The following is a 25,038-nucleotide window of genomic DNA, read 5'->3' on the forward strand; positions in this document are numbered from 1 at the left end:
GCACAACCCGGGTGGATAAAGGCTTTCACATAAAAAATTTCGGAGGCAAGCATCAACACTTGCCTCTTTTTTTGCATTGCTTTATGTGTTCCGCGCCCGCCATTCTTCATAAGTGAGACGCGGCAGCGAAAACGTTTCGCCGATCTTTCCGTACTCCGTTCCCGCCATCCGTCCCACCGGCCTCAGGCGATCGGTATCAATCTTGCCTTCGAAATAAAGCGAATCATCCACGTGAAACCGGACGATTTCCCCGATGATAAAATCCGCGTTCGGAGTATCTCTTCCACCCAGTTCCAATATTTGCTGCAAACGGCATTCCATTTGAATTTTCCCCTCTGCCAGACGCGGTACCTGCACAATCTTCCCCGGCAGGACATGAAAACCGATCTTTTCCGCTTCACTCACATCGGGCGGAAAATCGACTGACGTCTCATTGACCATCGATACATTATCCTCATCCACCACATGGACGACAAATTCTTTTTTCCAAGCGATATTACGGGCAGTATCTTTCCGGTCGCCGTTCGGTTTTCTCGACACACTGAACCCGATCAGAGGAGGGTCGGTGGCGATCACATTAAAAAAACTGAACGGAGCAGCATTGACGATTCCTTCCGGGGATAATGAAGTGACAAACGCGATCGGCCGGGGTAAAATGCTTCCAATCAACAGCTTGTAATTCTCTTTCTTGCTTTGTTTGCCAGGATCAATTGTACGCATAAGGCATCACCTTTTTTCATTTTCCAACCAGCTGTACATATAAGCTGAATCTTCAATATTCAATGCCGCCTTGGCCACCTTCAGGGGGCGGAATGTATCCACCATCACCGCCAGTTCCTCCGTCCTCTTTTTCCCGATGCTCCCCTCTGCTTTTCCCGGATGGGGGCCGTGGGGCAAACCGCTGGGGTGCAGCGTGATCGAACCTTCTTTTACCCCTTTGCGGCTCATGAAGTTCCCCCTCACATAATAAAGAACCTCATCGCTGTTGACATTGCTGTGATAGTAAGGGGCAGGGATCGCCAGTGGATGGTAATCGTACATCCGCGGAACGAACGAACACACGACGAAATTGGGGCCGGCAAAAGTTTGGTGAACGGGCGGGGGCTGATGGATCGAACCCGTTATCGGTTCAAAATCATGGATGTTAAACGCCCATGGATAAAGGTACCCGTCCCAGCCGACGACATCGAATGGATGGAAGGCATACGTATAGCGATGGAGTCGGTTGCGCGCCTTTACCCGCACCTCGAACTCCCCTGTCTCCCGATGCGGATGAAGGGTTTGCGGCACACGGATATCCCGCTCGCAAAACGGGCTGTGCTCCATCAATTGACCGTATTCATTTCGGTATTTTCGCGGAACGGTAATTTCACCGCTTGATTCAATCACAAAAAATCTCGTATTCTTCGTCTTCAATGAAATCCGGTAAGTGGTTCCGACCGGAATGACCAGATAATCGCCCGCCCGGTACGGAAGATCGCCAAAAATGGTCTCCAGCACGCCTTCTCCTTCATGGACAAAAATAATTTCATCGCCATCGCTGTTGCGGAAAAAATAAGACATCTCTTCGGTCGGACACACGGTGGCCAAGGCGACATCCTCATTGGCCAGCCAATGGATCCGCCCGTCAATCGGATCACCGCCCTTTCCGGCGGCAAATGTGAGGAGGTGCCGATGGCGGTTGGCTCCTTCCTCTTCCAAAGGGATTTCCCAATCACGAATCCACTCTGCTTTGCTTACGGCGGTCGGGGGGTTCATATGGTATAAAATCGACTGGATGCCGGAGAATCCTTTTGTTCCCATCACTTGTTCCCGATAGAGCGTCCCGTCTTCCTGATAAAACTGAATATGCCTTTTAGCGGGGATCTGTCCCAAGCGATGATAAAAAGGCATGCCCTTCCCCTCCATTCTAAATAACCAAAACAGATTCTCTTTGTATTTTAGCAAAATAATCATTTTTCGCGCCAATAGCTGCTTTAACGCGGAAATGCACAACTACATGACCATAAGGCCCAGTTGACAGGAAAAAGGAGAAAAAAGTCTAATTAATAGGTATCTGTCCAACCATTTTCCAAATCCTACAAAGGAGATCGAGTTTTCAATGAGGTTATTAAAAGAAGGAGTGGCTTGGTTCAGTTCTTTGTTTACCGGGATGGCAATCGCGCTCATCATCAGTATTTTTATTCTGCAACCGACCAAAGTTCTCGGCCATTCCATGGAACCGACACTCATGCCGGATCATCATATTTTTGTGTCCAAACTCCCCTGTGTCCTGCAATACCACCCTCATCACGGGGATATTGTCATCATAGATAGCCGGATTCACCATCAGCGCACCTGGGTCGACGATTTGATGGACAGTCCCCTCTACGTCTGGATCACCGGGACTTCACCCCATAATATTTGGGTGAAACGCGTGATCGGAGTCCCGCGGGATGTCATTGAAATCAAAAATAACCGGGTCTATCGCAACAACCAGTTGCTGAAGGAAAGCTATATCAAGGAAGAGATGAACAATACGCCTGACATGAAGATCACGGTTCCCGATAATTGCATCTTCGTCATGGGCGACAATCGCAATTACAGCATGGACAGCCGGGAAATCGGCTGCGTTCCGATCGATCACGTGCTCGGGGTAAAAATATTCTGATTCATGCCGGAGAATTTTTTTCTTTTTATGCAACCTGGACAACCGAAGATGAGTCTAATATAGCAAACAACTTTTCAGGCAAAAGGATGGGTCATGATTGGATAAGGATCTCGTCGTTTCCGGTTTGTCACTCTTTTTTCTCTTTTTTATCACGTGCTGCGTGATCTGGTTTACGGATCAACCGGCAATCCATTAAAGATGATGTTGAAACGACCTGCCAATTTTCAATCCAGGAGAATGCGCCATAAAAAAAGCGCCGACCTTTGGGAATCGGCGCCTTTTGTCCATGGGAGAGAGAATGTCTTGCTCTTTTATTTTGCGAAGGAAGCAGCAACGTCCTGGCCGTGTGCAATCGCTTTTTCCAAAATGGCATCGGCCTGCTCCGGAAATGCTGCCATTCCTTCAGCAATAACCGATTCAACGTCCGTAATGCCGATGAATTGCAAAACGGTGCGCAGGTAGCGGTCACTGAATTCCACTTCCCGGGCGGGACCTTCCGAGTAAACGCCGCCGCGCGCCTGAATGTGAACCGCTTTTTTTCCTTTGAGAAGCCCCACCGGGCCGTTTTCGGTGTATTTAAAGGTTTTACCGGCAATACAAATCGTGTCGATATAGGCTTTCAGCTTTGGCGGAAATAAAAAGTTCCAAAACGGAGTCACAAATACATATTTATCCGCGGACACAAATTGTTCGGTCAATTCATTGATGCGATCCACTTTTTTCTTTTCTTCGGGGGTCAAATCCGCCCCTTTTGCCAATTTTCCCCATCCGCTGAAAACTTCTTCATCAATGTAAGGAATTTCTGTTTTGTACAGATCCAATTCCACAATTTCATCTTCCGGGCGAATCTCTTTATAACGCTCCAAAAAAGCCTTGCCCACCCGCAAACTGAAAGATTCATCAACCGGTTTGGGATTCGCCGTAATATACAGGACTTTGGCCATGAAATGATCCTCCTCTGCTCAAGTTTAGTAACTAACTTTAAATACGTAAGTATAATATGATAAAGAACTGCGAAAGTCAAGAAAAACCATTGAGCCGGAGCCATTGCACCGGTTTGGAAATTCATGACACCCCAGTGTCCTGGAAAAACTATTCTGCCAATCATCCCTAGTTTGTACTGCTTCTTTCCCGATTATCCACCATTAATTTTTCGCAAACTCCACTGCGGTTCGCTTCGCCAGATGAATCGCCTGCTGCAAAATCTGATCGTACTGTTCTTCGTTGGACGTTCCTTCGGCAATAATTGATTTCACATCCGTAATTCCCATGAAACCAAGAATCATTTTGACATAACTGTCAGCAAACTCCATCGCCTGACCCTGTCCTTGTGAAAAAATACCGCCACGGGCCTGAATATGTATCGCTTTTTTGTTGATCAACAGTCCCACCGGCCCCCGGCTTGTGTATCGAAACGTTTTTCCCGCCATGCAGACGAGATCGATATAAGCTTTAAACATCGGCGGCAGACCGAAATTCCACATCGGGGTGACAAATACATATTTATCGGCTGAAACAAACTGCTCAACCACTTCATTGATGCGGTTCAATTTTTTTCTTTCCTCCATCGTCAGCGGCACGTGCTCCACCATTTTGTTCCATCCGTTAAAAACATCATAATCCAATAAGGGGATTGATTCGCGATATAAATTTAATTCAATGATTTCATCAAGCGGATTGGTTAATTCGTATGCATTTAAAAAAGCCCGGCCTACTTGCAAACTAACAGATTCATGCTCCGGTTTGGGGTTGGCGGTTACATAGAGGACAGCTGCCATGTTTACACCTCCAGTTTTCGTCATTGTCTCAATCCAAAGCCACAACCCTGGGTTGCGGAGACCTCCTGTCATAAGAACGGCTGCCACCGCATGAAACAGAGATCGCTCATCACCTGGCTCAACCCGGGGATGAAAGCAGATCTCTCACAGGAAAAAAGCAACACCCCGATTATATCCATCTTTATAGACTGACTGCATCATATGATGATATTTTTATATTTGTCAAGAATAAAATAATTTTTATTAATAAGCATTACCACGCCACAAAAAATCCGACCCCAAGGCCGGATCACTTCAAATGTCAATTTGTCTTCCCTTCCCTTGACCGATGGCTTTGTTTCTCCTCCTTCATCAAAGTCTCAATCCACTCCGGATCATGAGGCAAAACTTCTTCTTCCTTCTTCACGGCGAGATCTTCGGGCAGCAAGAGGGTCAGCAGTTCCCTGGTGCGCTCTTCTTTCGCGATTTTTGCACATCGCTGACCGTGACGGTATTTCACCATTTGAAAAAAATGGCGAACCCGTTCCGCCCGGCCTGCTTCCGCATTTTCCCGGCAAATCCGGTTCATCTCCTGCCACAGCCGACGCCGGGCCGACTCATCAATCCTGTAATTTTCTTCTTCCGCCATCCGCTCAAACAATTGAACCAGTTCTTCCGGAGTATAATCGCGAAATTCAAACCAATGCTGAAACTTTCGAGCCAACTCGGGAACATGATTCAACCACTCCTTCAGTGGGTGCTCAGGCCCTGACAAAATCACAATCCGGTCGGCGTCTTCTTCATTGACCAATCGAATCAACCAATCAACCCATGATTGCCATTTGCCGGCAGAAACGGCATCCGCTGCCCAGGATTGCGGGTTGCGCAAATACAACACCCCTCCCTCGGTCCGGGCTGTCACTTCCCGCCTTCTCTCCTCCGCTTCCTCCGGCGGACTTTCCAGCAATTCCGCCGCATCGACGGACACCAGATGGCCTTTGCTCAAAAAATGAAGATGATTCATGGCCAACCCGTAAAACTCTGCCCATTTCCGCTTACCGATGCCCGGCGGACCGCAAAAGACGGCATGTGGCGGAGCGGGTTCCAGTTTTTCGATTCCCAGGCGCTTTCGATCGGACAAATAATCATAATATCGGATGAGATCCAGCAGCTTCCGCTTCATTTCCGTTTGTCCGATCATCCCCGCGCTCCAATTTTGCCAGAGGAGCGATAACGGATCAGGCCGATGGTCGGGGTCAGCGGAAGTCCCGTGTTCGATATCAAGAATCACCGGCCGGCTCTCCACCACATTCCAGTTGCTTTCCCTGATCTTGTCAAAACGGCACCTGTCAAAGGAACCGCGACCGTTTTCCACCACTTCGACCCCGTTGAGGCTGTCATGAATCGAACACTGAATAAACTCCGGATCCGCTGCTTTTGAAACATGTACTGCGGCGGCATTCATAAAGTCGTAAATCTCTGTATCCCGGATGGTTCCCGTCGCCTTTAACGACAGTGAAACTCCATGTCGTTGCCCGCGATAAATCCGGCAACGTAGCAGATCGAGATTGGCTTCCGAGCGAATGGAAACGAGATCCCCGTTAAACCCGAACAACTCGCAATTCTCCATGATTCCCCTGCCGCCCTTTTCGCAGAAGACCGCTTCTTTGTTTCCATCATGAATTCGCGTCTGCAAGATGTGTGGGGCAGCTTCGTTCAGAATCCAAATGGCCGGTTGACGGCTGAAACCGTATAAGTCACACTGGTCTATCATGCCACCAGCACCATTGGTAAAGAAAAAGGCACCTTGCGGACAATTTTTGATCGTACAGGCAAAAAAGCGGGGTTCGGCCTGAGCCAGCACCCGGATGGCCGGCTCGATTTCGCCTACCGAAAAGATTTTGCATTCCTCAAATTTCGCCTTTCCCCCCGACATCACCATCCCGCTTGTTTTTCCGTCATGAATCAGGGTGCGGATAAACGCCGGACTGCCTCCATCAATCCCGATCGCCGGACTGTGATCAAAACCAAACAAATTGCATTCCTCAAAAAGCCCTTTTCCATTTTCTTCCACAAACACACCGTAACCCTTCGTGCCGGTTATCGTACACTGACGAAATACAGGGTCTCCTGAGGATACCAGAATGGTCGTCATCTCGCTTTCGCTGTGCAGACTGCATTCCTCAAATAATACCTTGCCGCGGCTCCGGCTTAATATGGCGGCGTTTTTTTGACTGCTGATCCGACAGCGGCGCAAGATCGGTTCCGCTTCATCCACGGCAATGGAAATTCCCGGCCCCTTTTCGGCCCGCACATCGCACCCGTCCAGCACCAGCGCTCCCCTGTGAACGGCCACAACCGGTGAATCATTGGTGCGCGCCTGGCTTAAAGTGAGATTTTTAAGTACCGCATAACCTGCGCTCATTTCGATGGTGGCATATTTTTTTCCCACGATGACCACTTCTTCTTTGGCTCCTGTCCCAATGATTTCGATCATCCGGTCGATCCACAAATCTTCATGGTAGACTCCAGGTTCAACCTCAATCACGCTGCCGGAAGGCGCCTGATCAAGAGCGGATTGTATGGTTCGATACCTGCTAAACCATCTGCGTGATACCCGAATTGTCGACACTTCCGTTCAACCAACCTTTCCTGTTTTCCCCCTTCTTATTTTTCAATATGTCACGATCTGTCCCTTTCCACTCATAAAAAAAAAGACCGGCGATAAAACCGGCCCGATTTGGTCCCCGCACATGCAGCGCTCTTTATTCATAATATTTCAATATGCACGCGCGTACTTCATTCATTTCCTGGTTTTCCTCCACTTCGGACAACTTTTTCCCTACTTCGGCACCGCAAATTTCACAATATTTCGGTTCATGTTCCTTTACCTGCCCATCCATCGCTCTCCACCCCATCCTCTTTATTATAATACCATTATATTATAACAACACCTGTTATGCAACAGTTTGTATTAGTACAACTCTTGCTTTTCATATAAAAGGCGGGAGCCGGATTGCACAAGCTGGAAAAGGGAGGGATTTCACCTTTTGATCGCATAAATATGAACCAGGGTCATACGAAACACCGTCTCCTTTTCTTTCTCCATTCCTATTTTACGTGCCACCTTGATTGACGCTTTATTCCCGGGCTGAATAATGGATATCAGCCTCTGCAATTTCAATGTTTCAAATGCGTAGTCGCGAAAAGCTGCCGCCATCTCTGTGCCCAATCCCTTGCCCCAATATTTCGGCAACAGCCAATAACCGATTTCCGCTTCGATCCGTCCGTCAACAATCTGTTCTATTACACCGGAATGCCCCACCTTTTCCCCGCTTTTCCGGTCAATGGCCAGGCAAATGCCCATTCCGCCTTTTTGCGCATTCAGCCACTTCTGAAGCATCTCTTCCGTTTCCTCCGGCGTCTTTACTTTTCCGATATAACGCATCACCTGCGGATCACTGCACAACGAGATCAAAAACGGCAAATCCTTTTCCTTATACGGCCGGAACCGCAATCTTTCTGTCTCGATCAAAAGACTCATACCATCCTCCAAATCAAAATTGAATGAATATTCAATCACAAAATGGTTTAAGAATACCACCCGCCTCCCGGGAGGTAACGGGTGGACATTCAGCCTGCATTATTCGTATTTCACCAGGGACACAACTTCAAGTCCATTCAGCTTCTCCCTGCCTTGAAGATAAGCCAGTTCAATCAGGAATGCCGCACCGACCGGCTCCCCTCCCAACTGTTTGACAAGGTCAAGTGTCGCGGAAATCGTGCCGCCGGTTGCCAGCAGGTCATCGGCAATCAACACTTTTTGTCCGGGCTTAATGGCATCCTTATGCATGGCCAATGAATCTTTTCCATACTCGAGGCTGTAATTGGCCTGAACGGTTTCGGCCGGAAGTTTTCCCGCTTTGCGAACGGGAACAAACCCCACACCAAGCGCATAGGCCAGCGGGGCTCCAACCACAAACCCGCGCGCCTCCGGGCCGACGACCAAATCGATCGATTTGCCGTTTAACCTGGCAGCGAGCTCATCGATTGCTGCTTTGAAGGCTTTTCCCTCTTTGAGCAAGGTGGTAATATCTTTAAATCGAATCCCCGGTTGCGGAAAATCGTTGATCACTCGAATTTTCTCTTTGAAGTTCATGTTCATGTCCTCCTAAATGTTTGAAAGCGATCGTTGAAAACAAATACCTGCACAATTCCGTGTATGAAGAGTAGATCAATGTTTGCAGAACTTGTTGTCCGGCGAGCTGCCTTTGGTATAATTTGGAATCTGTTAACGGTTTTTTAGCCGGGTTTGGATGAATGCGTATTTCTCCATGCTCAACCCTTAAAAAGCCCAATTCCTCAAACACTTGAATGATAAAGGAAAGCGATCGTTTTTGCAATCCCGTATGGCGCATAAGTGCGGAAAAATGTTTGGACAGGGAGATTTTCTCCCGGCCGGCAAGCAAGCGGTACAAACGTTTAAAATCATCCCGGGTGGGAACTTTGGCCAGCAAATCGTCAAATTCTTTATCGCCAAACAAAAAATAGAGCCGCTCTGCTTCTTTTACCTGATTCAACCCTTTTGTGAACACTTCCAAATCAGGCGGCGCATCCACCAAAACTACAAATTTGGCAGCACGAACCTCCGCGGGCCAATCCCTTTCCGCAAGCTGATCCCAATAGACAACGGTCCCTTTCAAATCCACCGCCTGCAAGGGCTGTTTGATCATACCGGAACAAACATAACAGACACCGTCATGATCCAATCCCTTCAGCCTTTCCCAATCGCGACGGTTGCTGCGCCAGTCAAAAACCTGCAAATGGGGAATCATTAAATCCCGGATAATAAATTGGGGCGAACGTTGTCCGTTCCATTCGTTCATCTGCAATTCTCCGAGCAGGCGAATCCGGGACAAGGGTGCGATTTCCCTGGCTGCCTCACCAATCCGAAAACCGACCGCTTCCACGGTTCCCCCGTCCGTTTGCAAATAAATCTTCATATGTTCTTTATCTTTCCCCATCAATTGAACCCGGGCGACAGGAGCATCTTTGAGAATAAACAGCGGTGTGGGATTTCCCACTCCATAGGGAGCCAATGCTTCCATCTGTTCGATCAGGGCCGGCTCGATCCGCTCCAGTTCAAGCTCTCCCTCAGCGTGCAAAAGCGGGATGTAATCTTCCGGAGTCAGCCATTCCTGTGCCAGCTCCGACAGCCGCTCGTGAAGCAAATCCAAATCTTTAACGGCCAAGGTCATCCCGGCCGCCATCTCATGTCCGCCAAAATGGGGCAGCAAATCCCGGCAAGCGCTCAGGGCCTGAAACAGGTGAAAACCTTTGATGCTGCGCGCGGAGCCCTTTGCCGTCTGCTTTTCCTCATCGATGCCCAGCACGAGCACCGGCCGGTAATATTTCTCCACCAAACGGGAGGCCACGATTCCCACAACGCCCACATTCCAGCCCGGTTTCGCAACCACAATCACATGGCGATGGCGTTCCGGATTTTTTTCGACTTCGCTGATCGCTTCGAGCGTCATCTCTTCCACCAGCTGTTGCCGCTCCCGGTTCATCGCATCCAATTCCCTTGCCAGGCTTTCCGCTTCCCGCACATCCCCGGAAATGAGCAAACGAACGGCTGTATCCGCCGAATCCAGCCGGCCGCTGGCATTGATACGCGGGCCCAGAGCAAATCCGACATGCCCGGCTGTCACTTCGCGCCCGATATCTGCCGCTTCGATTAAAGCGCGAAGGCCCACCGATGTCTCTTCATTCATTTTCCGCAAACCATGATAAGCAAGGATGCGATTTTCTTCGATCAGCGGGACGAGATCGGCAATTGTCCCCAGGGCGACAAGATCGAGCCATTCCACCGGTACCCGGTTCAGCAAAGCAGTAGCCAGTTTAAAAGCAACACCGACACCGGCCAGCATTTTAAACGGGTAGGAACATCCCGGTTTTTTGGGATTGATCACGGCCAGGGCATCAGGCAATATTTCCGGCGGTTCATGATGATCGGTAATGATTAAACCAAGGCCGAGTTCTTTGGCATAATCTGCCTCTTCAACGGCACTGATGCCCGTATCCACCGAAACCACCAGTTCAAACCCCTGTTCTTTAGCCGATTGTAACGCTTCTTTGTTTAATCCATATCCTTCTCGAAAGCGATTGGGAATATAATAATCGACATTGGCCCCCAGTTTTCGAAAAACATGCATCATCAGACTGGTGCTGCTCACTCCGTCGGCATCATAATCACCATAGATCAAAATTTTTTGTTTCCGTTCCAGCGCATGCCTGATTTCCTCCACTGCGGTTTTCATCCCGTCAAGAGCAAAAGGATCGTGCAAATCTTCCAGCCGGGGCTGCAAAAATCGTTTTGCCTGATCATGATCCCGGATTCCCCGTCGAAGCAAAATCCGGGCCAGCAGGGGATGAATTTGGCAATCACGGGCCATTTTATCAGCCAGGGCATCATCCACCTGTTCTGCCTTCCAACGCCCCTTTGCATACAGCACGGTTCCGTTCACCTCACTTTGCGTACTCAATTATAGCACAAAGAAGTTTTCTCCCATCACAAAAAAAACCGTGGTTTCCCACGGCCTGACATTTTTATTCGGTTGCCAAACGCTTCTGTTTCTGCTTTTGCAGCGAATGCCATTTCCACACGATCCAGATCGGGCTGGCGACAAAAATCGAAGAATAAGCGCCGGAGATCAATCCAAACAAGAGAGCGAGCGAGAAATTGCTGATGCTTTCCCCACCGAGGAGCCAGAGTGCAAATGCGGCGAAGACGACAGTCAAAACGGTGTTGATCGAGCGCACCAGTGTCTGATTGATACTGGTATTGACCACTTCCGCCAGCTCGTCCCACGTTTTGGGTTTGTGTAAATCCATGTTTTCGCGGATACGGTCGAAAATTACGATGGTATCGTTAATCGAATAACCGACGATGGTCAACACGGCCGCCACGAAGACGAGATCCACTTCGATGCGGAACAGTGAAAACATCCCCATGATAAAGAGTGCATCGTATAACAGGGACAATACGGCCGCCACGGCAAAGCGATATTCAAATCGTAAAGAAACATAAATGATGATGCAAACCGCAGCGATCAAAACGGCAATCATCGCATTGCGGGCCGTCTCCAATCCGATGATCGGATCGACTTTTTGCTCCTGGACGCTGACATTTTTGTTAAAGGCCTTACTGAAATTATCGCGGATTTTTTTCACTTCATCCGGTGACAAAACCTTATCCGTGCGGAAGATCAAAATCTCTTTTTGCGGTCCGCCCACGCGGATATTGGGCTTTTGATACCCTAAATCTTCAAGAACGGTCCGCGATTTTTCCAAACTGACATTTGGTGCGATAGTAATATCAATCCGCGTACCGCTCTTAAAATCAACCCCGAGGTTTAACCCTTGCACGAGAAGAGATAGCACCGACACCAGCACGATCGCAATCGTAACGATGAAATACTTGTTCCGGTGTTTCACGATATCCAACTTATAGGTCACTGATCTCATCCTCTCTTACCCTGAACAGGCCCGGGCTTTTCAGCACATTGGAACGGACGAGCAGGTTAATCAAGATCCGGGACAAGGCAACGGCCGTGATAAAGCTGACCACAATGCCGGTGATGAGTGAAACGGAAAAACCTTTGACTCCTGCCGTACCGTAGATAAACAAAACGGCGCCGGCAATCACCGTCGTGATGTTGGAGTCGAAAATAGTGAGGAACGAACGCTTTGATCCGGAGCGAACCGAAGCCGCGATGCTCTTGCCCGCACGGAGTTCTTCGCGAATCCGTTCATTCATGATGATGTTGGCATCGACGGCCATCCCGATTCCCAGGATAAACGCGGCAACTCCCGGCAGTGTCAATGTAACATGGAGCAGCATGAATGCCAGCAGAACGAGGTAGCTGTAAGCGATGAGCGTAATAACCGCGATGAACCCCGGTAAACGGTAAAAACCGATTACGAAGATGAAGATCGCCAGCACAGCCAACAATCCGGCAATTAAACTCTGCTTCAGCGAATCGGCACCCAGACTGGCGTCGACCGCATAACTGGAAATTTCCTTCAGTTTGAGCGGAATCGCACCGGCATTCAAAAGGTCGGCCAGTGTTTGCGCCTCTTTCACCGTCTTCTGGCCGGTAATCTGCGCTTCTCCGGCGGTGATCACCTGTTGCACGACCGGATCGCTGATCTTCTGGTCATCCAGATAGATCCCGACCGGTTGCCCAAGGTAAGTGCGCGTCACATTCTCAAACTTGCTCGGATTTTTGAATCGAATGGAGACGACGGGGGCACCCGCCTGGTCATACTCCAATTTGGCGCTGCCCGGCTTGATATCGGTGCCGGACAAGAGCACTTTCCCATCGGGAGAACGGAATGTCAGTTTGGCTTGTCTGCCCAGAAGCTCCCGCGCTTTGGCCTGGTCTTTCACCCCGGCCAGTTGCACCCGAATCCGGTTCGGAGGTTCAACCGTGATATCCGGCTCGGACACACCCAGGACGTTTACCCGATTGTTAAGCGCAGCGGCAGTATCTTTAAGCGCTTCCGTGCCCGGGTTTTTCTGTTCAGTTTGATAAAGCACCTCAAACCCGCCTTGCAGATCCAGCCCTTTGGTAATATGGTTCCATATGTAGCTAGTGGTTGTTGCGACCAGAGCGAGAATCGCAACCACTAGGAGGATGAAAATGGTCAATTTTCCCTTTCGCACACTCATTTAAAGCTCCTCCTTTATGTAAAACACCATAATTCTAATTATCCTTTCTAGCCTGGGCAATGTCAATTTAGAAGACCGAGATGACTTAATTCCATTTCAAATCAAAAGAAGCGGCTCCCCTAACGAACCATAGGGCGCCGCTTTATTCAAGTCGGATCAGTCTTTATATACGGAGAGCATTAACCAGTTCATAAACCGATTTGCTTTCAATGACATGATATCGTTAACCAAACGGTTTAAGCGCGGCCAACCCCTGCGGTAGTTTTCCGACACACAGGCCCAGATTTGCTCACCCGTCACATTTTCATACCCGTACATTCGAAACTCTTCCGCTTTGATGTTACAAAGATCTTCAATACATCTCATCAGTTCCTTTTCGCTCAGAAGCTCGACCGAGTGGGTTTTTTGGTGGCTTACCGGTTTTAGTGCACCATATTTGGCCATAGCGTTCCTCCTCACCTGTTATGACTTCTCTTTCTTACATCGTTTTCGTTTTGGACTATTAAAAATCCTACTTTCCATTCTACCTGATTTTTTAGGTATGAGCGGCCCGGACAAGTCATAGATTTTAGTAACCTTTTGTGAAGGAGGGGCCAGAAGGGTGAACAAGGGTTTCCTACGCGGTACACTCATTCTCGTCGGAGCAGGTCTGATAACCAAAGTTCTCGGTTTCGTCTACCGGATCGCTCTTTCCCGGATCATCGGTGACGAAGGAATGGGACTGTTTCAAATGGCCTTTCCGATTCTGGTCTTTACCATCGTCGTCACCACCGCAGGATTGCCCGTGGCCATTTCTAAACTGGTTTCCGAAGCGGAAGCCAAAGGGGAAGAAGAACGGATTCGCTCCATTTTAATCGTATCGGTCTTTATTGTGATCATCACCAGTACCGTGATCACCGCTTCTGTCCTGCTGGGCGCCCCATGGATCGCCAAAACATTGCTCACGGATGAGCGGGCCATCTATGCGCTCCTGGGCATCGCGCCGATTATCCCGATCATCGCCGTCTCGTCCATATTTCGCGGGTATTTTCAGGGCAGGCAAAATATGAGCCCTTATGCTTTTTCCACCATCGTGGAGCAATCGGTTCGGATTTTCACTGTGCTCCTGCTGGCAAAATATCTGCTTCCCTACGGAATCGAATTCGCCGCAGCCGGTGCGATGATCGGGATGGTGATCGGAGAGTTTACCGGTATGGTTTATCTTCTTTACTCGTTTAAGAAAGATCCGACGCGCCCCCGGTTGCGCCTGATCTTTTCCAGACAGCCTTCGGTCAGCACACGCGGGAAAAAGGGCTCTTATCTCAGTGCTTTTGGCCGGACTGTTCGCGCTCTCTTGCGCTTGGCCATTCCCGTCACGGCCAGCCGCCTGGTTGGTTCGTTTTCTTATGCCATTGAGCCGATTGTCGTCTCCCAGAGTTTGGCTTTGGCCGGATATGTAACCGCCACGGCGACTGCTCTCTATGGACAACTGGAAGGAATGGCCATTCCGATTACCTTTTTTCCGGCGTTTATCACTTATGCCTTGTCCGTTTCACTCGTTCCGGCGATCAGTGAAGCAGAGGCGCAAAACAATCAATGTCTGGTGGAACACCGGCTGCAACAGGCGATCCGGCTCTCCTTAATTGTGACGGCTCCCTGCGCCCTTCTCTTGTTTCTCTTGGCCGAACCCTTATCTGTTTTACTCTTTCGTCAAGCCGATGTCGCCCGTCTGATTCAAATCATGGCCCCCTTTACCATCATTCACGCCTTGCAAGGCCCGTTCGCCTCCGTTCTGCAAGGATTGGACCGGGCGAACTTACCCATGCGAAACTCGATTATCGGGGCCTTGATCAAAACCGTTCTCATCTTATTGCTGGCTTCCAGACCTGAACTCGGGATCGACGGAGTGGCACTGGCGATCAACTGCGGCATCGTGATTGTGACTTCTCTTCATTTTATTGATATCGTCCGGCTCATCCCTTTCAGCATCCGCGTCAAAGAGTACGGAAAACTCATTCTGGCCGTCGTGGTGACGGGTTTCGCCGCCTATCAGGGAATGGCATTAACCAAGCAAATGTCCTTGCTTTCAAGCACTTTGCTCATCATGGCTATGAGCATGGGAGTTTACCTCTGCTGCTTAATCTTTTTATCCCTCATTCGCAAAGAAGATGTGCTTCGGATTCCCGTCATCGGAAAATGGATGGCGTTCCTGCTGCCACAATAAGCAAAACGGGCCGGTTTTTCATGACCGCCCGTTTTTTATCTGGTTTGATTATCTTTTCCATCAATGAATAATTTCCCTTCATAGTTGATGCTGGCATAATAGATTTCTTTAAAATCCCTGTACCCTTGTTTTTGAATCTCGTTTTTCAGCCAAAACCGCGTTTTCCCGATCTGTCTGAGCCCCTGTTCCTGCACTTTTCCGTCCAAAATCAATGTGATCGGCATTTGAAACGGCCGCAGTAACGGAAGAACATCTTCCTTCATCACCGGCCGCTTTTCCTCCCGGGGGAAAACGCTTAATCTTCCTGTAGTTTCCAATATTGCAAACTCTACATCTGAAACATCCGCGATATTCTTTTCACGCAACTGCAATAACAAATCATCAATGTTATAACGGGCTTTGGCCATCTCGGCATCCAGGATTTTCCCGTTTTTCACCAAGACGAGCGGCTTCCCGTCAACGAGCTGTCTCACTTTCCTGCTCTTGAGCGACAAATAGGAAAGAACGATTTGCAAAGCGGCCAAGGTGACGATGGCAATCATGCCATTGATCAGCGGTTCATGGGATCGCTCAATCGCCATGGCTGAAATATCGGCAATCATGAAGGAAACAATCAAATCGATAATGGTTAATTTTCCGATTTCCCGTTTCCCCATTAAACGCATGATAATGAGAAGAAACAGATAGATAAAAACCGTTCTCAGCAATATAGAACCAATCACCCCGGCACCTCCTTTCCCCCATAGGTTTCACCAACGAAAACCGTTTTATGAATGACGCAAAAGGTGATATTTTAATCCAAGCCTTCATAACATGTACCAGTGCGGAAGATCTTTTCGCGGAAAAGGAGGTGCAGCCTGCTGCGTGGAATTCTCGGCACAAAAGGGCCGGACCCACAGTGACGGCAGGTGAACTTGTATGAAAGAAGCCTGGTTCGATTCCGCCAAAAAAGGGTGGCAATCCCCGTGGATTATCGGACAATTGTTCATTTGGGGCATCATCTTTATCGGTTCCTTTATCGTCGCCATCTTTTTGCGCTACTCTTCGCTCGAATCCGCTGACATCCCCATACTCTCTTACATATTAAACGGGCTGGCCTTATTTGCCGGAGGTTTTGTCGCCGGCAAAAAGTCGGGAAAAAGAGGGCTGTACTATGGCGCTGCCCAAGGCATCATCTATGTAGCCATCCTTTTGTTGATCGGATTTCTCGCCTTTGATTCCCTGACAACGTTTCATCCTTTTATGTTCAGCGCCTTCGCAATCGGCCTCAGTTCGCTCGGGGGAATTTTGGGGGTAAATAACAGCAAAAGCTCCTGACCCAGTTTTGGGCCGGAGCTTTTTCTTTCACGCTTAACTTTCTTTCACTTCTTGCGGTTTTGCCTCCGCTTTCTTTGTTTCCTGCTTCTCCTCGACATTGGTGACACGGTCGATCGCGTGACGTTCAAAGGTAATGCGTGTATTGTCGCTCACTTTCAATGTGACTTTCTCTTCGTTCAGATCCACGACGGTGCCGTGAATGCCGCCTGCCGTGATCACCTTGTCCCCTTTGCGCAAATTGTTCAGCATTTCCATCTTCGCTTTTCGCTGGCGGTTGTTGGGACGGATGATCAGGAAATAGAAAATGAGCAGAAACAAAACGAGCGGGGCCAATTGAGTGAGCATATTCATTTACAAAACTCCTTCCATCAAATCATTTGCTGGAATCAAAAGGCTCTCTCCGGAGTGAGTGAACCATAATATTTCATCATAAACGAATCACGGAAATCGAGAAGCCGGTCTTCCCTGATGGCCTGTCGCACTTTCTCCATCAGCCTCAGGAGGAAATACAAGTTGTGATAGGTGGTAAGCCTCAGTCCAAACGTCTCATCCGCTTTAATCAAATGCCGTAGATACGCGCGCGAGTAGTTGCGGCAGGTATAGCAATCGCATTCGGGATCAAGCGGGGTAAAATCGCGAGCATATTTGGCATTGCGCACAACGACTCGTCCCTGACTGGTCATCGCCGTCCCGTTGCGGGCAATTCGCGTTGGCAAAACGCAGTCGAACATGTCAATTCCATAAACAGCTCCCTGAATCAGCGCGTCAGGAGAACCGACTCCCATCAGGTAACGCGGTTTATCCTTTGGCATGAGCGGCGTGGTATAAGACAGCACTTCATACATTAATTCCTTGGACTCCCCTACGCTAAGGCCACCGACCGCGTAACCGGGCAAATCGAGTTCGGCCAGCTGCTGTGCGCTCTCTTCGCGCAAATCCTGATGCATTCCCCCTTGGATGATCCCGAACAGCGCTTGCTCCTCCGGTCGGCGATGGGCCTTGATGCAGCGTTTCAACCAGCGGTAAGTCCGCTCGGTCGAAGCTTTCACGTACTCCCTGTCGGCCGGATAAGGCGGACACTCGTCAAATGCCATAATGATATCGGCACCCAATGCATTTTGAATCTCCATTGCTTTTTCCGGCCCGATAAACAGTTTCTCGCCGTTTAAGTGTGATCGGAACGTGACGCCTTCTTCGGTGATATCGCGCAATTTGCTCAGGCTGAACACTTGGAAACCGCCGCTGTCGGTCAAAATGGCACGATCCCAGTTCATAAACGAGTGCAGCCCGCCTGCTTCTTTCACGATCTCGTGCCCCGGCCGCAAAAAGAGATGATAGGTATTGCTCAAAATAATGCCCGCTCCCATCTCTTTCAATTCTTCCGGGCTCATTGTCTTCACCGTCGCCAACGTTCCCACCGGCATAAAAATCGGGGTATCAATCACCCCGTGCGGAGTATGTAAACGTCCCAGCCGGGCACCGGACTGCTTACATTCTTTGATTAATTCATATCGAACGGCCAAGATGCTTCCTCCTGTTACAAATCCCATTCTAACTTAATTCACATTCTCCTGCTACCCATTATAGAAAAGACTGATCCCAAATAACAAGTTCGCTTCTTTAAAAATTGCTTCAACCCGGAATGCAGGCTAAATGATCAACATGGCATCCCCAAAACTGAAGAAACGATAACGCTCCTTCACGGCCTCCTCGTAAGCGGCCAGAATCAGTTCGCGTGAAGCAAAAGCGCTGACAAGCATCAACAAAGTGGACTGGGGCAGGTGAAAGTTGGTCAACAGCGCATCCACAACTTTGTATGTAAATCCCGGATAAATAAAAATATCCGTCCAGCCGCTGTCAGCACGCACTTCTCCGTCAAATCGTCGCGCCACCGTTTCGAGCGTGCGGACGGAAGTGGTTCCGACCGCCACCACTTTGTTTCCCCGCTGCTTCGCTTCCCGGATCACCCCGGCTGCTTCCTCGCTGATCTCATAATACTCGGCGTGCATGTGGTGATCCTCGATGCGCTCCACCGTAACCGGGCGGAATGTTCCCAGGCCGACGTGCAGGGTGATAAAGACCACCTTGACCCCCATGGCACGAATTTCATCCAACAAGCTTTCGGTAAAATGAAGCCCGGCTGTCGGCGCGGCGGCTGAACCGACCACTTTTGAAAACACCGTTTGGTAGCGTTCCGGGTCATCCAACTGCTCGTGGATATAGGGAGGCAACGGCATTTGCCCCAATTCCTCAAACAATTTTTCCACATCTTCCGCCTCATATTGCAACCGGAAAATGCGGCCGCCTGCCACTTCCGTCTGTTCTTCGGCGATGGCCTGCAACCGGCCGTTTCCAAAACGGATCCGGGTCCCTTCTTTCACCCGTTTGCTCGGCCGAACCAATGCTTCCCACCGGTCATTCCCCAACGGTTTTAAAAGAAGCAATTCGATTTTGGCTCCGGTCTCCTCTTTTTCCCCGATCAGGCGGGAGGGACGCACCCGGCTGTCGTTTAACACCAAAACATCGCCAGGATGCAAATAGTTGATGATATCGGGAAAACGGGCATGCGTCCATGTTCCCGTCGCCCGGTTGACTACCATCAGGCGGGAGCCGGTGCGTTCGGGAGCAGGCTTTTGGGCAATCATTTCTTTCGGCAGTTTAAAGTCATACATTGATACATCCATGTCAAATCCCCATCCTTCCGAGCCTCAAAAAGAAATCGCCCGTTTGCTTAGCGAAACAGGCGAAAAAAATAGCTGATCAACGTTAAGATCACACTGATGACGATACAAGTGACAATCGGAAAGTAAAATTTCACATTTTCCTTTTCAATCACAATATCGCCTGGCAAGCGGCCCAACGGAAAAAATTTGCCTCCGGTCTGCCAGAGAAGACCGAGCAAAAACAAAATAACGCCGGCCAGCATCAACATTTTTGCCACCGAATTCATTTTGGCCACTCCATTCCAAAATGCTTCAGGCAACGCTCTGTTACCATCCGCCCGCGCGGCGTTCGCTGCAAAAAGCCGATCTGCATCAGATAAGGCTCGTACACATCTTCAATCGTGTGCGCTTCTTCTCCGATGGTCGCCGCCAACGTATCCAGACCGACAGGGCCGCCGCGAAACTTTTCAATGATGGACATCAACAGGCGATGGTCCACATGGTCAAGCCCCATCCGGTCAACCTGAATCCGGTCAAGAGCATCACGGGCGCTGTCACCGGTAATGACTCCGTCACCGGCCACCTGCACAAAATCGCGCACCCGCTTGAGCAGCCGGTTGGCAATGCGCGGTGTCCCCCTGGCCCGGGAAGCGATTTCCACCGCTCCGTCTTCCATGATCTTTACTTGTAACAGATCTGCTGCCCGTTCCACAATCAGCGTCAGCTCATCTATCGTATAGTATTCCAATCGGGCGACGACTCCAAACCGGTCTCGCAACGGAGAAGATAGCGAACCGGCGCGCGTGGTCGCCCCGACGAGCGTAAACGGCGGCAAATCCAGACGGACGGAGCGTGCACTCGGTCCCTTGCCGATCATGATATCCAGGGCAAAATCCTCCATGGCCGCATATAACACTTCCTCCACGGACCGGTTTAACCGGTGGATTTCATCGATAAACAACAGATCATGGGGACCCAAATTGGTCAGGATCGCCGCCAAATCCCCCGGCCGTTCAATTGCGGGCCCCGAGGTGATGCGAATGGACACGCCCAATTCATTGGCGATAATATTGGACAACGTGGTCTTCCCCAGTCCGGGCGGGCCGTATAAAAGCACATGATCGAGGGCTTCCCCGCGCATTTTCGCTGCTTCAATATAGATCTTCAAATTTTCCTTCACCCGGGACTGTCCTATGTATTCGCTGAAATAACGAGGGCGCAGGCTGTATTCGACCATCTCATCTTCACCCGTCATCTTCGCGGAGATGATCCGTTCCTCCATGTCTCACCCTCCTCATTTTTTCATCATCAACTGCAGTGCTTTTTTAATCCACTCTTCGGTGCTCAGGCTTGACTCCGCTGATTTTTCTGCTTCTTGCGCTGCCCAATCCGCTTCTTCCTCATTATAGCCGAGAGCCAACAAGGCGGCAATCACATCGAGACGGGCGCTGAAGTCACTTGGTGGTTCACTGTTTTCTTGCAGGGGCAGTGTGCTTTCGGAATACCCCCATGCCAGCTTTTTCAGTTTATCCTTCAGGTCCAATATCAGGCGTTGCGCCGTTTTTTTGCCGACACCGGGCAGCTTCGTCAATGTTTTAAGATCCTCCAGTTGAATGGCGCTGATCAATTGTTTCGGTGTCATCCCCGATAACATCGCCAGCGCAGCCTTGGGGCCCACGCCTGACACTTCCAGCAACAGCCGGAACAAATCCCGCTCGCTTCGCGTTGGAAAACCGTACAGCAACTGGGCATCTTCACGCACGACAAAATGCGTCGACAAATAAACCTCCTCCCCTTCCTCAAACCGGAAAGGGTTGGGCACAAACACCTGATAACCCAGGCCGTTCACGTTGATAGCGACATAATCCGATTCCCGGTATTCGACCGTTCCTTTGACAAACTCAATCATCGTTTCGCTCCCCATTTGCTCCATTTATGTATAACAGACGACGAATGGGCTTCGCAGATGGCAATGGCCAATGCATCCGCCACATCATCCGGTTTCGGCACTCTTGGAAGTCCAAGCAGCACCTTCACCATTTCCTGCACTTGCTTTTTCTCGGCCTGGCCGTAGCCAACGACAGCCATTTTCACCTGAAGCGGCGTGTACTCGGTAATCGGGATGTTCGCTTCTTCCGCGGCCAGCATCATCACCCCGCGCGCCTGGCCGACTGTAAAAGCGGTGGTGACATTCCGGTTGAAAAACAGCTTTTCAATGGCCACCACGTCAGGACGATGCTCCGCAAACAACTTCGTACAGGCGTCGTAAATCTGCTTCAGCCGTGTGGCAGTGCTTAAACCCGCCTCTGTTTGAATGCTTCCGTATTCGACCGGTTTTAACTGATTTCCCTTCTGATCGAGAATACCGAAGCCGACGATGGCAATCCCCGGGTCGATCCCCATTATACGCATGTTTCTCCCCTCTCCTGAAGCGAACACTCATTCTCTTCGGACGATTATACCATAAAACAGGGAGCGCCGGGGGATGAAATGGAATAAAGCCGGGCAAAGCATCGGCCGGACTGAAGATCGGACCCGATCGTTTATTGATTTCGACCGGCCACCACTGGCCGACTTAAGAACCTTGGCAGATCAAAAGCCGGCCAGCAACGCGCTTTGACGGAAAAAAAGCGGACGGCAGAAGATCACTCTCCTGCCGTCCGCATCTGCCCGGTATGTTCCGATCATTCGCTTCGAAATGGCAGGCGCTCTTTTGGCGAACCAAACCATTTCTCTTATGTTCACTTGTCGTTCTCATTGACTCACCTTGTTCGTATACTCTTCATAAGCAGGGATATTCAACAATTTGTCCACTGTCACAAATTCATATCCCTGCCCCCGAAAGTAATCGATCAAACCGGGAAGCACCTGAACCGTGGATTGCAGCTGCTTGCCCCCGGCGCAATGCTGCAGGATGATTCCGCCAGGGTCCGCTTCCCGTTTCACGGTGGCCATGATTTGCTCCGGAGACTGTCCGGCCCAATCGCGCGTATCAACACTCCACTGGATAATTTTAAAGTTTTTCTGCCCGAAGTGCTGTTCCAGCTGATCATTAATGGCTCCGTAAGGCGGGCGCAACAATAATGGCGATTTATGGATCGTTTGATAAATCAACTGATTGGTTTGGCCGATTTGCCTGTCGGTTTCCGGGTGTTTTAACTTCGTCAATTGGGGATGATTAAAAGAATGATTCCCGATCGTGTGCCCGTCGCGATCGATTTCCCTCAACATATCCGGATATTTCTTCACCATATTCCCGACGACAAAAAATGTGGCCGGAACCTGCTTCTGTTTAAGAATCTTCAAGATTTGCGGTGTAAATTCCCGATCCGGTCCGTCATCAAAAGTCAGGGCAATCTGTTTTTTGAATTTCGGGCCTTTAAAAACCATGGTCTTTTCTTTGATCCGATCCAATTCCGCCATCTGATCTTTGGTCATCGCCTCCTCGGGTTTGGCGACGGCCGGTTGTGCCTCACTTACCTGATGTTCGGGCGGCGGAAATCCCTTCGCTTGATTTTGCCGGCTTTCCTCTGCCATCTGACCCGCCTCTTGCGAAGACTTCCGCGAAACTTCAGATGGTCCGCGGTCTTTCGGCAGGGAACTCTCCTTCTTGGCACAAGCCGACACAAACAAAACCATGGCGAGCATAGCCCCCGTTACCCCTGCCACTCTCTTAAAACCGGTCATGTTATAAACCACTCCCAAAGAAAAAGAAAGTGCGGCTAGTCACGCACTTTAAAAGAGACAAAATCCCTTCTATGATAACAAATTCCTTTCATATACGGGTTTATTCTAACACATCCGTTTCTTTTCGACAGCACTATTTTTATTTCCTAATGATCCGGTCTGTTGCAGCATTCTTTTAACAACAAATAAAAAAGGCTTTCTTTTTGGTCGAAAGCCTCAGGATAAACCTGTTGTCAACCCTTTTTCCGGCAATGGTAGACAAAGGCTGGCGGAAGATTGAAGGGGACAAAGGACAGATCCACCGTATGGAAACGATCCAGCAATTGTTTTCTCATCTGCAACGAATATTGGAATGTGATAAAGATGCCATCCGGTTTTAAGGCCCGGTACACACCCGTCAAAATCTGGTCCCGCAATGGCTGCGGCAAAACAGCAAAAGGCAATCCCGACAGAATTACGTCCACCTGCCCGGGTTCAATCCCGTTATCCGCCAACGACGGAATCAGTTCACAGGCGTTGTCACCAATGATAAAATCCGGAAAACGACGGATTAATCGTTCACGCAAATGGAGATCTTTTTCAAAAATCATCTTTTTGGCGCCTGATCGGGCCAATTTTTTTATGCCTTCAGTAAAAACCCCTGTTCCCGCTCCCAATTCCACCACTATCTCCGTGCGGGCCCAATCGACTTCCTTTAACATCGCCCGGGCCAAAAATCGGGAACTGGGAGTGACGCTTCCAACTGTTCTTGGAGAACGGAGAAATGAATAGAAAAAACGAAGGCGATCTGCAATCGCATGATCCATGAGCTGCAACATGAAAAACACCTTTCCGGCCACTATAAATCATAGTATTTTTATTGGATTTATGAGTATATAATAACACGAATAATTGTTAAAAAATATCCTTAAAACCCTTAAATCTGTCCAAAAAAGCCTTTTTTTAAATGTTTTCCTCAAAAAGGAAATTCCATTCATCCCCAACACAGGGCAAAATCCCGGAAAAAGTTTCTTGAATGAAGCGGATCTTTCCGGGAAAATGGAATCGAAAGGAGAGAAAACCATGCAAAAACGCTGGGTTGCCGATTTAACGTTGACAGGGATTGCCTTTGTCTGGGGAATTACCTTTGTGCTGGTGCAAGATGCAATTGCCACCCTTCCTCCGTTTCATTTCTTGATGATCCGCTTTGCCTTGGCGGCCTTTTTTCTTTTCATCTACCTGCTTTGTCGAAAACCGGAAAATTTATCAAAAAGCGACCGTAAACGAAATTGGACTGCCGGAGCCCTGTTGGGCTTGTTTCTGTTTTTGGGCTACGCCTTGCAAACCTTCAGCCTGCTCTATACCACTTCAGGCAAATCGGGATTTCTCACTGGCACTTCCGTGGCTCTGGTTCCGGTTTTTGCCCTTTTCATTCTGAGAGAAAAAATGAAATTTTCGTCCGCCATTGGAGCATTGCTTGCTCTTTGCGGCTTGTATCTCCTCGCCTTTACTGATTTCAGTTCTGTTAACTACGGAGATGTGCTCGCCTTTCTCTGTGCTATTTTTTTCGCTTTGCAAATTATTTATACCGGGAAATATACAAATTCCACTTCGATGATGCACCTGGTCACGATCCAACTGGCCACGGTGGCCGTGCTAAGCGGAATTTGCGCACTGTTCACTGAGCGGCGGACCATTTTCGCAGGGCTCGGGCACCTGTTCACGCCAGGGGTGATCATTGCGCTTGTGGTTACCTCTTTGTTTTGCACTTCACTCGCCTTTATCGCCCAAACTCATGTACAAAAACAAACGAGTCCGACAAAAGTAGCGCTCATCTTCTCCCTGGAACCCGTCTTTGCGGCGTTGGGAGATTACTTCTGGAACGGAATCGCATTGACCGGACGCTCCTTCCTCGGGTGTCTGTTTATTTTGGCCGGGATGATTTTGTCCGAACTTCCTGCCTCGTCATTCAGTTTTTTAAAAAGAAAAGCGGGGAAGAATCTCAAAAAAAACGGGTGACCTCCAAATGTAAGGTCACCCGCTTCACA

At 49.4% G+C, this 25,038-nt stretch carries 27 protein-coding genes; 5 read left to right on the forward strand and 22 right to left on the reverse strand.

What is annotated here, in order from left to right:
- Positions 1 to 81: 81 nt before the first annotated feature.
- A complete protein-coding gene (locus tag I8U18_RS04975; protein WP_198064525.1) occupies positions 82 to 720 on the reverse strand; it encodes a flavin reductase family protein in 639 nt (212 codons plus the stop codon).
- Between the two features lie 6 nt (positions 721 to 726).
- On the reverse strand, positions 727 to 1,893 hold the full coding sequence (locus I8U18_RS04980; protein ID WP_033099184.1) for a homogentisate 1,2-dioxygenase: 1,167 nt from the start codon (positions 1,891 to 1,893) through the stop codon (positions 727 to 729).
- Positions 1,894 to 2,101: 208 nt separating this feature from the next.
- On the opposite strand from I8U18_RS04980, the gene lepB reads away from it, so the two are divergent.
- Positions 2,102 to 2,650 (forward strand): signal peptidase I, encoded by a 549-nt coding sequence (lepB, locus tag I8U18_RS04985; RefSeq protein ID WP_198055007.1) that lies wholly within the window; start codon positions 2,102 to 2,104, stop codon positions 2,648 to 2,650.
- 311 nt (positions 2,651 to 2,961) lie between these two features.
- Here lepB and I8U18_RS04990 read toward each other — a convergent pair whose 3' ends face one another.
- From I8U18_RS04990 to I8U18_RS05030, 10 genes are all read right to left on the reverse strand, one after another.
- Positions 2,962 to 3,594: an FMN-dependent NADH-azoreductase gene (locus I8U18_RS04990; RefSeq protein ID WP_198055008.1), complete on the reverse strand. Its 633-nt coding sequence runs from the start codon at positions 3,592 to 3,594 to the stop codon at positions 2,962 to 2,964.
- Between the two features lie 201 nt (positions 3,595 to 3,795).
- Entirely contained in the window at positions 3,796 to 4,428 is a 633-nt protein-coding gene (locus I8U18_RS04995) for an FMN-dependent NADH-azoreductase (protein ID WP_033099187.1), read from the reverse strand.
- Between the two features lie 301 nt (positions 4,429 to 4,729).
- Complete coding sequence (locus I8U18_RS05000) at positions 4,730 to 7,039, reverse strand: right-handed parallel beta-helix repeat-containing protein (RefSeq protein WP_198064526.1); 2,310 nt, start codon at positions 7,037 to 7,039, stop codon at positions 4,730 to 4,732.
- A gap of 133 nt (positions 7,040 to 7,172) precedes the next feature.
- A complete protein-coding gene (locus tag I8U18_RS05005; RefSeq protein WP_160173774.1) occupies positions 7,173 to 7,310 on the reverse strand; it encodes a hypothetical protein in 138 nt (45 codons plus the stop codon).
- A gap of 140 nt (positions 7,311 to 7,450) precedes the next feature.
- Positions 7,451 to 7,951: a GNAT family N-acetyltransferase gene (locus I8U18_RS05010; RefSeq protein WP_033099348.1), complete on the reverse strand. Its 501-nt coding sequence runs from the start codon at positions 7,949 to 7,951 to the stop codon at positions 7,451 to 7,453.
- Positions 7,952 to 8,050: 99 nt separating this feature from the next.
- Positions 8,051 to 8,566, reverse strand: a complete 516-nt coding sequence (locus I8U18_RS05015) for an adenine phosphoribosyltransferase (RefSeq protein WP_033099189.1) — start codon at positions 8,564 to 8,566, stop codon at positions 8,051 to 8,053.
- Positions 8,505 to 10,922, reverse strand: coding sequence for a single-stranded-DNA-specific exonuclease RecJ (gene recJ / locus I8U18_RS05020; RefSeq protein WP_198064527.1), 2,418 nt, complete (start codon positions 10,920 to 10,922; stop codon positions 8,505 to 8,507). Before recJ ends, I8U18_RS05015 begins: the two co-directional genes overlap by 62 nt.
- Positions 10,923 to 11,016: 94 nt before the next feature.
- A complete protein-coding gene (gene secF / locus I8U18_RS17710) occupies positions 11,017 to 11,925 on the reverse strand; it encodes a protein translocase subunit SecF (RefSeq protein WP_370589371.1) in 909 nt (302 codons plus the stop codon).
- Complete coding sequence (gene secD / locus I8U18_RS17715) at positions 11,915 to 13,141, reverse strand: protein translocase subunit SecD (protein ID WP_232336300.1); 1,227 nt, start codon at positions 13,139 to 13,141, stop codon at positions 11,915 to 11,917. Before secD ends, secF begins: the two co-directional genes overlap by 11 nt.
- Before the next feature lie 156 nt (positions 13,142 to 13,297).
- Positions 13,298 to 13,585 carry a post-transcriptional regulator gene (locus tag I8U18_RS05030; RefSeq protein WP_309485150.1) on the reverse strand — a complete coding sequence of 96 codons (288 nt, stop codon included), beginning with the start codon at positions 13,583 to 13,585 and terminating at the stop codon, positions 13,298 to 13,300.
- Between the two features lie 157 nt (positions 13,586 to 13,742).
- Between I8U18_RS05030 and spoVB the strand changes: the two genes are divergently transcribed.
- On the forward strand, positions 13,743 to 15,344 hold the full coding sequence (spoVB, locus tag I8U18_RS05035) for a stage V sporulation protein B (protein ID WP_198064528.1): 1,602 nt from the start codon (positions 13,743 to 13,745) through the stop codon (positions 15,342 to 15,344).
- A gap of 35 nt (positions 15,345 to 15,379) precedes the next feature.
- On the opposite strand, the gene I8U18_RS05040 is transcribed toward spoVB, so the two are convergent.
- A complete protein-coding gene (locus I8U18_RS05040) occupies positions 15,380 to 16,066 on the reverse strand; it encodes a DUF421 domain-containing protein (RefSeq protein WP_033099191.1) in 687 nt (228 codons plus the stop codon).
- A gap of 196 nt (positions 16,067 to 16,262) precedes the next feature.
- On the opposite strand from I8U18_RS05040, the gene I8U18_RS05045 reads away from it, so the two are divergent.
- A complete protein-coding gene (locus tag I8U18_RS05045; protein WP_033099192.1) occupies positions 16,263 to 16,661 on the forward strand; it encodes a TIGR04086 family membrane protein in 399 nt (132 codons plus the stop codon).
- 33 nt (positions 16,662 to 16,694) lie between these two features.
- On the opposite strand, the gene yajC is transcribed toward I8U18_RS05045, so the two are convergent.
- The 7 genes from yajC to ruvC form a co-directional block, all read right to left on the reverse strand.
- Complete coding sequence (gene yajC / locus I8U18_RS05050; protein WP_033099193.1) at positions 16,695 to 17,012, reverse strand: preprotein translocase subunit YajC; 318 nt, start codon at positions 17,010 to 17,012, stop codon at positions 16,695 to 16,697.
- Between the two features lie 35 nt (positions 17,013 to 17,047).
- Positions 17,048 to 18,184, reverse strand: a complete 1,137-nt coding sequence (gene tgt, locus I8U18_RS05055) for a tRNA guanosine(34) transglycosylase Tgt (RefSeq protein ID WP_198055011.1) — start codon at positions 18,182 to 18,184, stop codon at positions 17,048 to 17,050.
- Positions 18,185 to 18,310: 126 nt separating this feature from the next.
- Positions 18,311 to 19,345 (reverse strand): tRNA preQ1(34) S-adenosylmethionine ribosyltransferase-isomerase QueA, encoded by a 1,035-nt coding sequence (gene queA / locus I8U18_RS05060; protein WP_198055012.1) that lies wholly within the window; start codon positions 19,343 to 19,345, stop codon positions 18,311 to 18,313.
- A gap of 47 nt (positions 19,346 to 19,392) precedes the next feature.
- On the reverse strand, positions 19,393 to 19,611 hold the full coding sequence (locus I8U18_RS05065) for a DUF2905 domain-containing protein (protein WP_033099196.1): 219 nt from the start codon (positions 19,609 to 19,611) through the stop codon (positions 19,393 to 19,395).
- Positions 19,608 to 20,606, reverse strand: a complete 999-nt coding sequence (ruvB, locus tag I8U18_RS05070) for a Holliday junction branch migration DNA helicase RuvB (RefSeq protein ID WP_033099197.1) — start codon at positions 20,604 to 20,606, stop codon at positions 19,608 to 19,610. The genes I8U18_RS05065 and ruvB overlap by 4 nt, the downstream gene beginning before the upstream one ends.
- A 12-nt stretch (positions 20,607 to 20,618) precedes the next feature.
- The gene (ruvA, locus tag I8U18_RS05075; RefSeq protein WP_198055013.1) at positions 20,619 to 21,233 is read right to left on the reverse strand and encodes a Holliday junction branch migration protein RuvA; all 615 of its coding nucleotides are present in this window, start codon (positions 21,231 to 21,233) and stop codon (positions 20,619 to 20,621) included.
- The gene (gene ruvC / locus I8U18_RS05080) at positions 21,230 to 21,736 is read right to left on the reverse strand and encodes a crossover junction endodeoxyribonuclease RuvC (protein ID WP_033099199.1); all 507 of its coding nucleotides are present in this window, start codon (positions 21,734 to 21,736) and stop codon (positions 21,230 to 21,232) included. Before ruvC ends, ruvA begins: the two co-directional genes overlap by 4 nt.
- A gap of 73 nt (positions 21,737 to 21,809) precedes the next feature.
- Here ruvC and I8U18_RS17975 point away from each other — a divergent pair, with 73 nt between their 5' ends.
- The gene (locus I8U18_RS17975; RefSeq protein WP_255517781.1) at positions 21,810 to 21,944 is read left to right on the forward strand and encodes a hypothetical protein; all 135 of its coding nucleotides are present in this window, start codon (positions 21,810 to 21,812) and stop codon (positions 21,942 to 21,944) included.
- A 134-nt stretch (positions 21,945 to 22,078) separates the two neighbouring features.
- Here I8U18_RS17975 and I8U18_RS05085 read toward each other — a convergent pair whose 3' ends face one another.
- Together I8U18_RS05085 and I8U18_RS05090 are read right to left on the reverse strand one after the other, a co-directional pair.
- Positions 22,079 to 23,011: a polysaccharide deacetylase family protein gene (locus tag I8U18_RS05085; RefSeq protein WP_232336301.1), complete on the reverse strand. Its 933-nt coding sequence runs from the start codon at positions 23,009 to 23,011 to the stop codon at positions 22,079 to 22,081.
- A gap of 233 nt (positions 23,012 to 23,244) precedes the next feature.
- Complete coding sequence (locus I8U18_RS05090) at positions 23,245 to 23,829, reverse strand: class I SAM-dependent methyltransferase (RefSeq protein WP_033099352.1); 585 nt, start codon at positions 23,827 to 23,829, stop codon at positions 23,245 to 23,247.
- A 244-nt stretch (positions 23,830 to 24,073) separates the two neighbouring features.
- Between I8U18_RS05090 and I8U18_RS05095 the strand changes: the two genes are divergently transcribed.
- Complete coding sequence (locus I8U18_RS05095; RefSeq protein ID WP_033099353.1) at positions 24,074 to 25,009, forward strand: DMT family transporter; 936 nt, start codon at positions 24,074 to 24,076, stop codon at positions 25,007 to 25,009.
- Positions 25,010 to 25,038 lie beyond the last annotated feature (29 nt).

It is taken from the genome of Thermoactinomyces sp. CICC 10522 (assembly GCF_016055075.1).
Classification (GTDB): Bacteria; Bacillota; Bacilli; order Thermoactinomycetales; family Thermoactinomycetaceae; genus Thermoactinomyces_A; species Thermoactinomyces_A daqus.